At 75.3% G+C, this 12,073-nt stretch carries 15 protein-coding genes and 1 pseudogene; 10 read left to right on the top strand and 6 right to left on the bottom strand.

Annotated features, from left to right (window positions below; translation table 11 throughout):
* From C6N75_RS25340 to C6N75_RS25325, 4 genes and pseudogenes are all read left to right on the top strand, one after another.
* On the top strand, nt 1-456 hold a 456-nt coding region (locus C6N75_RS25340; protein WP_146132671.1), incomplete at its 5' end, for a CAP domain-containing protein.
* Between the two features lie 108 nt (nt 457-564).
* Nucleotides 565-1,482, top strand: coding sequence for an NADP-dependent oxidoreductase (locus C6N75_RS25335; protein ID WP_181160610.1), 918 nt, complete (start codon nt 565-567; stop codon nt 1,480-1,482).
* Between the two features lie 88 nt (nt 1,483-1,570).
* Nucleotides 1,571-1,840, top strand: coding sequence for a DUF3072 domain-containing protein (locus C6N75_RS25330; RefSeq protein ID WP_105871202.1), 270 nt, complete (start codon nt 1,571-1,573; stop codon nt 1,838-1,840).
* Nucleotides 1,837-3,477 (top strand): annotated as a pseudogene (locus C6N75_RS25325) (RecQ family ATP-dependent DNA helicase); the annotation flags it as partial. The gene C6N75_RS25330 and the pseudogene C6N75_RS25325, both read left to right, overlap by 4 nt.
* 96 nt (nt 3,478-3,573) lie before the next feature.
* Here C6N75_RS25325 and C6N75_RS32155 read toward each other — a convergent pair.
* Nucleotides 3,574-4,167 carry a general stress protein gene (locus C6N75_RS32155; protein WP_322888079.1) on the bottom strand — a complete coding sequence of 198 codons (594 nt, stop codon included), beginning with the start codon at nt 4,165-4,167 and terminating at the stop codon, nt 3,574-3,576.
* Between C6N75_RS32155 and C6N75_RS25315 the strand changes: the two genes are divergently transcribed.
* A complete protein-coding gene (locus C6N75_RS25315; protein ID WP_322888078.1) occupies nt 4,161-4,862 on the top strand; it encodes a gluconokinase in 702 nt (233 codons plus the stop codon). The two genes, C6N75_RS32155 and C6N75_RS25315, sit on opposite strands and share 7 nt — an antisense overlap.
* A 40-nt stretch (nt 4,863-4,902) precedes the next feature.
* Nucleotides 4,903-5,325, top strand: coding sequence for a VOC family protein (locus tag C6N75_RS25310; RefSeq protein WP_105871200.1), 423 nt, complete (start codon nt 4,903-4,905; stop codon nt 5,323-5,325).
* A gap of 108 nt (nt 5,326-5,433) precedes the next feature.
* On the opposite strand, the gene ppk2 is transcribed toward C6N75_RS25310, so the two are convergent.
* Both ppk2 and C6N75_RS25300 read right to left on the bottom strand, forming a co-directional pair.
* Nucleotides 5,434-6,420: a polyphosphate kinase 2 gene (ppk2, locus tag C6N75_RS25305; protein ID WP_105871199.1), complete on the bottom strand. Its 987-nt coding sequence runs from the start codon at nt 6,418-6,420 to the stop codon at nt 5,434-5,436.
* Between the two features lie 104 nt (nt 6,421-6,524).
* Entirely contained in the window at nt 6,525-6,980 is a 456-nt protein-coding gene (locus C6N75_RS25300) for a hypothetical protein (RefSeq protein ID WP_105871198.1), read from the bottom strand.
* A gap of 148 nt (nt 6,981-7,128) precedes the next feature.
* On the opposite strand from C6N75_RS25300, the gene C6N75_RS25295 reads away from it, so the two are divergent.
* On the top strand, nt 7,129-7,398 hold the full coding sequence (locus C6N75_RS25295; protein WP_105871197.1) for a DUF1876 domain-containing protein: 270 nt from the start codon (nt 7,129-7,131) through the stop codon (nt 7,396-7,398).
* Nucleotides 7,399-7,411: 13 nt separating this feature from the next.
* On the opposite strand, the gene C6N75_RS25290 is transcribed toward C6N75_RS25295, so the two are convergent.
* Nucleotides 7,412-7,813 (bottom strand): ChaB family protein, encoded by a 402-nt coding sequence (locus C6N75_RS25290; protein WP_105871196.1) that lies wholly within the window; start codon nt 7,811-7,813, stop codon nt 7,412-7,414.
* A 188-nt stretch (nt 7,814-8,001) separates the two neighbouring features.
* Between C6N75_RS25290 and C6N75_RS25285 the strand changes: the two genes are divergently transcribed.
* The 3 genes from C6N75_RS25285 (at nt 8,002) to C6N75_RS25275 (ending at nt 9,827) form a co-directional block, all read left to right on the top strand.
* Nucleotides 8,002-8,451, top strand: a complete 450-nt coding sequence (locus C6N75_RS25285; RefSeq protein WP_105871195.1) for an SRPBCC family protein — start codon at nt 8,002-8,004, stop codon at nt 8,449-8,451.
* A gap of 171 nt (nt 8,452-8,622) precedes the next feature.
* Complete coding sequence (locus C6N75_RS25280; protein ID WP_105871194.1) at nt 8,623-9,045, top strand: DUF6153 family protein; 423 nt, start codon at nt 8,623-8,625, stop codon at nt 9,043-9,045.
* A gap of 119 nt (nt 9,046-9,164) precedes the next feature.
* Nucleotides 9,165-9,827: a DUF305 domain-containing protein gene (locus C6N75_RS25275; protein WP_105871193.1), complete on the top strand. Its 663-nt coding sequence runs from the start codon at nt 9,165-9,167 to the stop codon at nt 9,825-9,827.
* 204 nt (nt 9,828-10,031) lie between these two features.
* On the opposite strand, the gene C6N75_RS25270 is transcribed toward C6N75_RS25275, so the two are convergent.
* On the bottom strand, nt 10,032-11,027 hold the full coding sequence (locus C6N75_RS25270; RefSeq protein WP_105871204.1) for an ABC-2 transporter permease: 996 nt from the start codon (nt 11,025-11,027) through the stop codon (nt 10,032-10,034).
* 253 nt (nt 11,028-11,280) lie between these two features.
* Nucleotides 11,281-12,073: DUF6777 domain-containing protein (locus C6N75_RS25265; RefSeq protein ID WP_105871192.1), on the bottom strand; the 793-nt coding region annotated here is incomplete at its 5' end.

Genomic DNA, 12,073 nt, shown 5'->3' with positions numbered 1-12,073 from the left:
CCCGCCCCGAGCCGTACCACCCGCCGGCCGCAGCCCCCGGCGCCGCGGCCGTCCGATCCGCCGGCGCCCACCGGCTCCTTCGGCCAGCAGGTCACCGCACTGGTCAACGCCGAGCGGCAGCGGAGCGGCTGCGGACCGGTCAGCCAGAACTCCCTGCTGGACACCGCGGCGCAGCGGCACTCCGCCGACATGGCGGCCCGCGACTACTTCGACCACACCTCGCCCGACGGCAAGAGCCCCGGCGACCGGGTCACCGCCGCCGGATACCGCTGGAGCACCTACGGCGAGAACATCGCCCGCGGCCAGCAGACCCCCGCCTCGGTGATGGACTCCTGGATGAACAGCCCCGGCCACCGCGCCAACATCCTCAACTGCTCCTTCAAGGAGATCGGCGTCGGGAAGCACGACGGCTCGGGCGGCCCCTGGTGGACCCAGGTCTTCGGCGCCTCCATGTGATCCGTCACGGTTTCGGACCGGGCCATCCGCGCACCCGTACCGGACGGTGAACCCGAAAGCGAGAGGGAAGGCGCGGCCATGACCGAGGAAACCCAGGGCGACGCGACCATGCGGGCCATGACGTACGACCGGTTCGGCGGCACCGAGGTGCTGTCCGCCACCCGGCAGCCGCACCCCAAGGTCGGCCCCGGCGAGGTGCTGGTGCGGGTACGGGCCGCGGCGGTCAACCCGGTCGACTGGAAGATCATGGCCGGCGGCCTGGCGCCGCTCATGGACACCGTCTTCCCGGTGGTGCCCGGCTGGGACGTGGCCGGCGTCGTCGAGCGGGTCGGCATCGACGCACCGGAGTTCGCCGCGGGGGACGAGGTGTTCGCCTACGCCCGCAAGGACTACGTGCACGGCGGGACCTTCGCCGAGTACGTCACCGTGCCGGTGCGCTGCCTGGCGGCCAAGCCGTCCTCGCTGTCCTTCGAGGAGGCCGCCGGGCTGCCGCTGGCCGGACTCACCGCGTACCAGACCCTCACCCGCCTCGGCGCCGGCGAGGGCGACACGGTGCTGGTGCACAACGCGGCCGGCGGCGTCGGCGTGTTCGGCGTGCAGATCGCCCGGGCCCTCGGCGCGCGGGTCATCGGCACCGCCTCGCCCGCCAACCACGAGCGGCTGCGCGGCTTCGGCGCGGAGCCGGTGGCGTACGGGGACGGGCTGGCCGACCGGGTCCGGGCGCTGGCTCCCGGCGGGGTGGACGTCGTCGCCGACTTCGTGGGCGGGGTGCTGGACGACACCCTCGCCGTGCTCGCCGAGGGCGGCCGGCACGCCTCCATCGCCGACGACTCGGTGACCGCGAAGGGCGGCCAGTGGATGTGGGTCCGCCCGGACGGCGGCGACCTGGCCGAGCTGGGCGCGCTCGCCGACGCCGGGAAGCTCACCGTCCCCGTGGCGGAGGTCTTCGAGCTGGACCGCCTCGCGGACGCCTTCGAGCTCAGCCAGAAAGGCCATGTGCACGGCAAGATCGTGGTCCGGCCCTGAGAGGGCCGGCCCGCGGCCCGGGCGGCCGCCGGGGAGCGCGCGGGCCGGCCGCCGGGGTAGTGCGCGGCCCCCGGGGTAGTCGGGACGCATGAACGCGACCGACCCGCAGGGCACGCAGGGACAGGACCCCGACAAGAAGATCGACGACTGGGTCACCGGCGACGAACCCGCCACCGGACCGCAGCTCAGCTATCTGCACACGCTCGCCCGCGAGGCCGGCGAAGAACTGCCCGCCGACCTCACCAAGGCCCAGGCGTCGCAGATGATCGACCGCCTGAAGCAGGCGTCGCCGCGCACCGGTGACGCCGGTTACGCCGGCGGCCTCGGCGGCGGCACGGCGGGGCGAGCGGACCCGTGACGCGCCCGGCCGGGAGGAACGGCCGCGAAGACCTCGCCCGCACCGCGCGCGAGGTCTTCGGCTGGCGGGAGCTGCGGCCCGGCCAGACCGCCGCCATGGAGCACGTCCTGGCCGGCCGGGACACCCTGGTCGTGATGCCGACCGGGGCCGGCAAGTCGGCCGTCTACCAGGTGCCGGCGCTGCTGCTGCCCGGCCCGACCGTCGTCGTCTCGCCACTGCTCGCCCTCCAGCGGGACCAGATCGCCGGCCTGCCGGCGCACCGCGCCACGCCCGCCGTGGCGGTGAACTCCGCGCAGAGCGCCGAGCAGAGCGAGGCGGCCTGGGAGGCGGTACGCGGCGGGGACGCCGCGTACCTGTTCCTCGCCCCCGAGCAGTTGGCCAAGGACGAGGTCGTCGACGCCCTCGCATCGGCGCGGCCCGCGTTGTTCGTGGTGGACGAGGCCCAGTGCGTCGCCGCCTGGGGACACGACTTCCGCCCCGACTACCTGCGGCTGGGCCAGGCCGCACGCCGGGTGGGCCGGCCCCCGGTGCTGGCGCTGACCGCGACGGCCGCGCCGCCGGTTCGCCGGGAGATCGCCGAACGGCTCGGCATGGACGACCCGGCCCTGGTCGTCGCCGGCTTCGACCGGCCGGAGATCTCCCTGGAGGTCAGCCGCTTCACCGACGACGACGACAAGCGCCGGGCGGTGGTGGAGCGGGCCGCCGCCGAACGCAAACCCGGCATCGTCTACACCGCCACCCGCAAGGACTCCGAGGCGTACGCCGGTGAACTGGCCGAGCTGGGGCTCGCGGCCGCCGCCTACCACGCGGGGCTCAGGGCCGCGGAGCGCTCCCGCGTCCACGACGCCTTCCTCGACGGCCGGCTCGACGTCGTGGTGGCCACCTCCGCGTTCGGCATGGGCATCGACAAGGAGGACGTCCGCTTCGTCCTGCACGCCTCCGTGCCCGGCTCGCTGGACGCCTACTACCAGGAGATCGGCCGCGCCGGGCGGGACGGGCAGCCGGCCGCCGCGGTGCTGCACTACCGCCCGGAGGACACCGGGATGCAGAACTTCCTCGCCACCCGCACCCCGCACGAGGACACCCTGGCGGAGGTGGCCGGGCAGCTCGGCGAGCAGCCGGGCTCGGTGGACGACCTGCGCGAGCGGACCGGGCTCAGCCGCCACCGGGTCACCGCCGCGGCCAACCTCCTGGAGGAGTCCGGCGCGGCCCGCACCGACGACGACGGCACCCTGCGCGCCGCCGGGGACGCGGACCCCGACGAGGCCGCCGAGCGGGCCCGGGAGACCGCGGCCGACCGGCGCAGGCTGGAGCGCTCCCGCGTGGAGATGGTACGTGCCTACGCGGAGACCACCGGCTGCCGCCGCCGTTTCCTGCTGGGCTACTTCGGCGAGAGCTACCAGCCGCCCTGCGGCGCCTGCGACGTCTGCCGCTCCGGCGCACAGGACGCCGCCGACGGCCGCGCCCGGCAGGCCGAGGACGGCGGGCGCTACGGCCCCGGCGCCCGGGTGCGGCACACCGAGTGGGGCGACGGCGCGGTCCTCAGCGGCGAGGGCGACCGGATCACCGTCCTCTTCGAGACGGTGGGCTACCGGACGCTGTCCCTGGACGCGGTGGAGCGCGGCGGACTGCTCACCCTCCTGGAGACCCGCGCCGCGCCCATCCGCCCGCCGCTGAAGCCGCCGCCGCGTGGGCCCCGGCCCACCAGCCCGGCCGCGCAGGCCGCCTCGGGCCTACGCCGGGGCCGCGCCGGAGCCGGAGCCAGGTCCGGGCTTGTCCAGCGGCCCCGGGGCGCCCGGTCCCGCGCCCGGCCCGGGGCCCGCGGCGTCCGGCGCGGCCGCGCCGGCCAGGATGGTGCGGGCCCGCTCGGCCTGCCCGCCCCGCGCGATCACGTCGTACTTCGAGGCCACCAGCCGCTGGGTGGAGGAGAAGTCCCGCCGACCGCCCGTCGCGGCGTGCCCGACGAAGCCGAACACCGCGCCCCACAGCGCACCGATCAGCACGCCGCCCAGGATCAGTCCCAGCCAGGTCGGCCCGGGGGTGAACAGGCCGACCAGCAGACCGATGAACAGGCCGAACCACGCCCCGCTGGCCGCGCCCGCGCCGGCCGCTTTGCCCTTGGTGAGCCGGCCGGTCACATGCTCCACGAGCCGCAGCCCCGAGCCGACGATGTCGATGTTCTCGACCGGGAACATCTCGTCCGAGAGCCGGTCCACCGCGGCCTGCGCCTCCTCGTAGGACTCGTAGCTGCCGACCGTGTTCCACGCGTCGCTGACAGGGTTGCGGGCTCCGGGCTCGAAGGGCGCCCCGGGGTCGATGGATGCCATGCCGACTGTCCTTCCGAAGACATCTCCGATGTGCGTACCTCGTGCACCCCCCACTGTTGGCCACCGGGCGGCTCCCCGCCTCCGGACGGCGTACGCCCGGGTCCCGGGAGGTTCCCGCGGCGGCCGGCGGGTACCCGCCGGCCATGGCAGACGAAAGAGCCGTACCCCTGGTGGCCGTCATCGGCGTCTCCGGGTCGGGCAAGTCCACCATCGGACGGGCCCTCGCGCGGGAGCTCGCGGTGCCGTACGCCGAGGGCGACGACTTCCACCCCGAGTCCAACGTGGCCAAGATGCGCGCCGGGACCCCGCTCACCGACCAGGACCGCATGCCGTGGCTGCACGCGGTGGCCGACTGGCTCGCCGACCACGCGGCCGAGGGCGGTGTGGTCGCCTGCTCCGCGCTGCGGCGTGGCTACCGGGACCTGCTGGCGGCCGCCGCCCCGGGCGTCTTCTTCGTCCACCTGCACGGCTCCGCCGAGCTGATCGGCGCCCGGATGGCCGAGCGGCACGGGCATTTCATGCCGTCGTCGCTGCTGCGGTCCCAGCTCGACACCCTGGAGGCGCTCCAGCACGACGAGCAGGGGGCGGTGGTGCCGGTGGACGGCACCCCGCAGGACACCGCCACGCTGGCGGTCGCCGTCGTACGGGCGCATCTGTCCCCGGACGCCGCGCGGCAGCCGCCCATCGGTCTGTGATGATGGCGCCCCAGGCAAAGAACGCGAAGAGGGGCATGTCATGGCGAATCGTCTCAATCCCTATCTCAGCTTCGACGGCAACGCCCGCCAGGCCATGGAGCACTACCAGCGGACCTTCGGCGGGCAGCTCGACCTGATGACCTTCGGCGACATGGGCGGCGCGGAGCCCGGCTCCGAGGACAAGATCATGCACAGTGCGCTCGAAGCCCCCGGCGGCCTGTACCTCATGGGCGCCGACACCCCGCCGGGCATGGAGCACCGGCCGGGCAACACCATGGCCGTCAGCCTCAGCGGCGACGACGCCACCGAGCTGCGCCGCTGGTGGGAGGCGCTGTCCGGGAACGGCGGCACCGTCACCGTGCCGCTGGAGACCCAGATGTGGGGCGACGAGTTCGGCATGTGCGTCGACCGCTTCGGCGTGATGTGGATGGTGAACATCGCGGGGCCGCAGAACGCCGCGTGACCGGACCCGTCGGGCCCCGGACCGACCGGTCCGGGGCCCGACCTCCTCGGCCCACCGCCTGACGACACCGCGGCGCGGACCTCGAACGGCCGCCGGCACCGCCGAGGGCTAGGGCCTCTCGTCGGGCCCACCGGTCGGGTGCGCGCCGGGGCCGTCGGCGGCCGGCGCCAGCGGGGTGGGGGAGAGGGCGGTGCTCTCCTCGCCCGGCTCCAGCAGGGTGTCGGCCGCACCCACGATCAGCGAGTCCGGCTTCCCCACCGCCTCGGCGTCCTTGCTCGGGTAGTCGAAGCGGGACAGCAGCGAACGCATCGCCTCCAGCCGCCCGCGCTTCTTGTCGTTGCTCTTCACCACCGTCCACGGCGCCTCGACGGTGTCGGTGGCCCGGAACATGTCCACCTTCGCGGTGGTGTAGTCGTCCCAGCGGTCCAGCGAGGCCAGGTCGGTCGGCGACAGCTTCCACTGCCGCACCGGATCGACCTGCCGGATCGCGAACCGGGTGCGCTGCTCCCGGCGGGACACCGAGAACCAGAACTTCACCAGCAGCACACCGTCCTCGACGAGCATCCGCTCGAACGCTGGGCACTGCCGCAGGAACGTCTGGTACTGCTCCTCGGTGCAGAAGTCCATGACCCGCTCCACGCCGGCCCGGTTGTACCAGGAGCGGTCGAAGAAGACGATCTCCCCGGCCGCCGGCAGATGGGCCGCGTACCGCTGGAAGTACCACTGGCCGGCCTCCCGCTCGGTCGGCTTCTCCAGCGCCACCACCCGCGCGCCACGGGGGTTCAGCCGCTCGGTGAACCGCTGGATGGTGCCGCCCTTGCCGGCCGCGTCCCGGCCCTCGCAGATCACCACCAGTCGCTGCCCGGTGTCCTTCACCCACCGCTGGAGCTTGAGCATCTCGATCTGCAGCACCCGCTTGGCCCGGTCGTACTCCCGCCGCCGCACCTTGCGGTCGTACGGGTAGTTCTCCCGCCAGGTCTGGATCGGCTCCCCGTCCTCGTCGAGCAGCACCGGCTGCTCGGGCCGGCTGGTGTCCACGGTCAGCCCGTGCAGCAGCAGCTCCGCCTCGTCATCGCCGTCCGGCCGCTCGCTCATATGCGTCCCACCACCCGTCCTCGCGCCCCTCCCACCAGCGTACGTACGCCCGGATGCCCAGGCTGGCCGGGATTACCCCCGTCCGGGCCGCGCGCCCGCCGCGCCTACCGGACGTGCTGCGGGCCCGCCCCGGCCGCCACGCCCGCCGGCGCCCCGCCGCCGAGCCGGCCGGCCGCGTGCGCGGGATGCTCGGCCGGCCCGCCGGCCGGCGGCAGCACCGGCGTACGACCGGCTCCGCCCACGTCCCCCACCGGCGCCGGCGACGGGGCCGACGGGGCCGGTACCGGAGGCGCCGCCACCCGGGCCCGCTCGTGCGCGCGGTCCGGCTCCCGGCCCCGCGCCCGCTCCTCCGGCGCCCCGGCGGCCACCACCGACGACCAGGTGCGCAGCCGGTGGCTCACCGCGTCGTCCAGGCTCACCGGCACGCCGCGCTGCTCGGCCAGCTTGCTCGCCTCCCGACCCAGCGCCGCGATGTCGTCCCAGCGCAGCCGGAGCACCACCGACACCTCCGCCCCGCCGTCCGCCAGACCGTGGATCAGCCGCTCGTCCCGCTCCGTCATGTGCCCGCTCCCTCGCCGTCCGAGGCCTGTTCCGTCGCCTCGGTCCGGACACTGGTACGGGCGGCCGCGTCCGGCTGTTCAGCCCGAGCGGCGGGCCCCGTCGGGCGGGTGCACGCTGGAGGGAGGACCCGACCAGGAGGTGGTCAGGATGCAGACGATCGTCGGCTGGCACGTGGACGTGGAGTTCACCGAGGAAGCGGGCAGGACCCGGGCGGCATGCCTGGTCAGGCTGCCGGACGGCAGTGAGATGCGGGCCCACGGGCACGCCCGGCGGCACCCGGACGACCGGGAGCAGCAGCGCATCGGCGAGGAGATCGCCGCCGCGCGCTGCCTCAACGAACTCTCCCGCGCGCTGATGAGGAAGGCCGGCGGCGAGATCGAGGCGGAGACCCACATCCCGGCGCACCTCGCCATGTGAGGCGCGAACCGCCTCAGGAGCGCGCCTGCCGGGTCTTCGACCGGTTCGCCCTCTCCACCGCCGCCGCCAGCTCCGCCTTCGACATCCGCGAGCGCCCCGGCACGTCCAGCCGCCTGGCGAGGTCGTACAGGTGCTGCTTGGAGGCGTTCTCGTCGGCGCCCTCGCCGCTGTGCCCGCCGGCGCCGCGCGGCGTGGCCGCCAGTTCGTCGGACGGCCCCCGGGCGCCGTCCTCCTTGCGCTCCCAGTGGTCGCCGACCTTCTCGTAGGAGTGCTTCAGCGCGCTGAACGCCACCCGGTGCGCGCGCTCGCCCTCGCCGTACTGCTCCACCGCCGAGTCGTGCGCCGCGATCCAGGTGCGCCGCGCGCCCTCGGGGGAACGCCGCAGCGTCGAGGGCAGCTCCTGCTCTCCCGGCATCCTCCTCACCTCCACGGGTCGCCCCCGCCGCCCGAAGGGCAGGGGAGAGGAGACGAGTGTCCCGTTCCGGGCCGAACAAACAGGGCCATAAGGGCGGTTGCCCGGGGCAGACGGACTGTCACAGGGGCCGACGAGGTCGCCGCCGACCGACGGCCGGCGCGGTCGGGCCCGGAAGGGACACGCCACACATGTCGCAGGTCGAGGAGTCCATCGAGGTCCGCGTCCCGGTGCGCACCGCCTACAACCAGTGGACGCAGTTCGAGTCCTTCCCGGAGTTCATGGACGGCGTCGAGCGCATCGAGCAGCGCTCGGAGACGCTGACCCACTGGGTGACCAAGGTGGACGGCGCCCAGCGCGAGTTCGACGCGCAGATCACCGAGCAGATCCCCGACGAGCGGGTCGCCTGGACCACGGTCGCCGGCGAGGCGCGCCAGGCCGGTGTGGTGACCTTCCACCGCATCGACGACACCACCACCAAGGTCATGTTGCAGATGGACTTCGAGCCCGACGGCCTCGCGGAGACCGTCGGCGACAAGCTGGGCGTGGTCAAGCGGCAGGTCACCGGCGACCTCAAGCGGTTCAAGGGGTACATCGAGTCGCGCGGAACCGAAACCGGCGGCTGGCGCGGCGAGGTCTGAGCCGGGGCGCGCCCGCGGGCCGCGCGGAGACCGGACGGGCGGCCGCCCGACGTCTCCGCACCGCCTTCCCGGGCTGCCGGCCCGACCCCCGGACGGGGAGCACCCGTCCGGGGGTCTCGCTGTGCGGGGCGGCGCACGGCCGCCGGACCGCCGCCCCTACGATGGATCACCATGAGCACCGGCCACCGCTTCCCGCAGCCGCGCCCCACGGCGTACCAGCTGCTGCTGGTGCTGGCCGTGCTCGCCGGGGTGGCGGCCATGCACGGCCTCGCCCCGGGGCCGGCCACGGTGCTCCCGCCGTCCGCCCACGGCCAGGCGCACGCCCCCGCCATGACGACCGGCCATGTCCCGGGCGACCCCTGCGACCACCTGGACGCCCCCGGCGGTGGCCACGGCGGCCCCGGCGGGCATCTGGAACACGCCGACCCGACCTGCGCCGCGAGCGGCGTCTCGACCGCCCCCGCGACCGCGCCCCTCGCGCCGAGCGGGGTGGCGACCGCCACCGCTGACGCCCCGGGCGCCGGTCCGTCCGCCGCCACGGCGACCGACCGGGCCCCACCGGACCTCGCCCGCCTGCAACTCCTGCGCATATAGGCCCCGCCCGCACGGCGCCCCCGCCCGGGGCGACGCCGTGCCGCGAGCCGTTTCCCCACCAGCGCGGCGCCCTCCCGGCCGTCCGCCGGCGCGCCGCACGCGCAAGGAGTCGCACCACCATGAACGCACGCCTTTTCCGCGCCCCGACCCGCGCCCGCGCCGCGGTCCCGGCCGCCGCCCTCACCGCCGCCCTGCTGCTGGCCGGCTGCGGCGGGCAGGACCAGGCCGGCTCCCCGGGCCACTCCGGCCACGGGGCGGCGACCAGCCCGTCCGCCTCCGCCTCCCCGACGCCGGCGAGGGGCGAGCACAACGCCGCCGACACGGCGTTCGCGCAGGGGATGATCCCGCATCACCGCCAGGCCGTCGAGATGGCCGGACTGGCCGCGGACCGCGCCGCCTCGCCGGAGGTCGGGCAGCTCGCGGCCGCGGTCCGGAAGGAGCAGGGCCCGGAGATCGAGACCCTGTCCGGCTGGCTCGCCGCCTGGGGCGAGCGGGTCCCCGCCGAGGGCGACGGCGGCCACGGGGGCCACGGGGGCCACGGCGGGGCGATGTCCGGGATGATGACCGGCGAGGACATGGCCCGGCTGGAGAAGGCCACCGGCCCCGCCTTCGACCGGGCCTTCCTGGAGCTGATGACCCGGCACCACGAGGGCGCGGTCGCGATGGCCCGCACCGAGAAGTCCGAGGGCGCCTACCCGCCCGCCAAGGACCTCGCGGACGCCGTGATCGCCTCCCAGAGCGCCGAGATCACCCGGATGAAGGCCCTGCTCGACCGCGGCTGACCGCCCGCCCGGCCTTCGACCCCTCGGGCCTTCCGGCCTTCCGCCCTTCCGGCCGTCCCGCCGTCCCGCCGTCCGGCCGTCCCGCCGTCCCGCCGTCCGGCCGTCCGGCCGTCCGGCGGCGGTTCGGCTGACCGCCCGTGCGGTCGTACGCCGTCGCCCGCGGGATTCCTCGCGGAGTGACGGCGTCCGGCCGCCCCGGCCGGGTCAGAGGGCCGCGTGCGCGCCGCCGCGCTCCCGGCCGCCGGGGTGGCGGTGGCGCCAGAACCAGAACACCGCGGACGACAGCAGCGCCCAGCCCGCCAGCACCGCGAACGGGAACAGGTGCTGGTGCCCGCCGAAGTAGACCGCGGTGTGCTGGGCGTTGACCGAGGCCCCCGGCGGCAGCCACTGCCCGATGTGCCCGAGCACCGACGGCAGCAGCGGCCAGGACACCGCGCCGCCCGAGGAGGGGTTGCCCAGCAGCACCATCAGCCCCCAGGTCGGCAGCATCGCCCACCGCCCGATCAGGGTGTTGAACATCGAGAAGACCATCCCGGAGGTGAACATGGTCAGCGCCAGGATGATCCAGGACTCGGCGAACGGCAGGTCCAGCGCCCCCAGCAGCCAGTCCACGGTCGCGGCGATGGCGAACCCGCCGAGCAGCGCGTACAGCACGGTGAACCCGATCCGTTCGGCCGGGTTCAGCGGCCGGGCGTGCACACTGAGCTGGATGGCCCCCACGAAGCCGATGATCACCGCGGCCAGCGAGATGTAGAACAGCGCCAAGCCCCGCGGGTCGCCCGGCTGGAGCGGTTTGAGGTCGGCCACCTCCACCGGCACCTTGACGGCCCGGCCGACCGCCACCGCGGACTCGGCCAGCAACTGCGCCACGGACGCGCCCGAAGCGCCGGCCACTTCAAAGCGGACGCTGTCCGCCCGCACCGTCAGCACGGCGAACACCCGCTGCTCGTTGACCGCGTCCAGCGCCTGGGCCCGGTCGCGGTAGGGGCGCGGTTCGAGCGAGGCGTCCAGCGCCTTCTCCATCCCGCCGATGAACGCCTTGCCGGCGGGGGAGCCGGCCGGCCCGATCACGGCGGTGGGGATGTGCCGGGGGGTCGGGTTCGCCATCGTGTAGGTGTACGAGCCCGCGAACAGCGCGGCGGCCAGGGCCAGGATGAAGACCAGCACGGTGGCGGGCAGGAACGGCGACCGCTTGAACATCGCCCAGGTGTCGGCGCGGGTCGGCGGCCGCCCGTGCGCCCCGTGGTCCCGCTCCTCGGCCCGCCGGCCGCCGTCGTCCGTTTCCTCGGCTCGTCGGCCGCCGTCTTCCCGTTCCTCGGCCGGCCGGCCGCCGCGGTCGTCTCCGCTCGGCCTGTGATCTCGCGTGTCGGACATGATCACAGGCTAATCCGACGATATGCCGCGAACGCGGCGGAACGCGCGGCCGCCGGACGGTGGTCCCCGCGCGTCCCGCTCAGGGCGACGCCGGCGGGGGCTCCTGCTCCTGGCTCGGCGGCGCCTCCGGCGAGCCGTTGCCAGGAGGGGGTTGCCCGGTGGTGTCCCCGGGCGGCGGCGGGGGCTCGCTGCCGTCTCCCGGCCCCTGGGTGTCGGTGTCCGGCGGCGGCTCGGGCGCCTGCGAGGTGCCCGGGTCGGCCGGCGACTCGGGCCGCTGCGGCGGCACCGAGGACGGCGGGGCGGTGCCGGTGTCCGCCGAGGACGGCGGTGCGGTGGTGCCGTCGGTCGGCTCGGTGGTCGGGGCGGTGGTGGCCCCGTCCCGGTCGGCGTTCGAGTCCCCCGCCTCCCGGGTCATCCAGCGGCCCGTCTCGGTGTCCAGGACGACGAACTTCTCCACCGGCTTCGGCGCGGGCTTGACCACCACCGTGCGGGAGAGCGAGTAGCCCGGCCAGGGGGTGCCCACCGCACGGGGGGCCTTGCCGGTCACCACCGGATCGCCCAGCGGGTTGCCGCAGGCGCAGCGCACCCGGGGCGCGCCCCGGTCGTCCACCATCACCGCCGTACCGGCCTGGAGCACCGCCTGGTAAGGGCGCGGCTCGCCGTCCCGGTAGGAGTGGTTGGTCACCCAGGTGTCCGCCCGCAGCACCAGCGGGGAGAGCGCGCGCAGGTAGTCGGGCACGTCCCCGGGCCGGATGCGCAGCGCCTTCGCGAACGCCCGGTTCTTCGGCGGCTCGGAGGTCAGGTACGAGATCTGGCGCTCCACATCGCAGCTCGACCGGTTCATGGTGCCGCCGTACAGTCCCGGCCGGGAC

The sequence above is a fragment of the Streptomyces solincola genome (assembly GCF_002982015.1).
Classification (GTDB): Bacteria; Actinomycetota; Actinomycetes; order Streptomycetales; family Streptomycetaceae; genus Streptomyces; species Streptomyces solincola.
The sequence above is the reverse complement of the archived record's forward strand: the minus strand, read 5'-3'. Positions and strand labels throughout refer to the sequence as shown.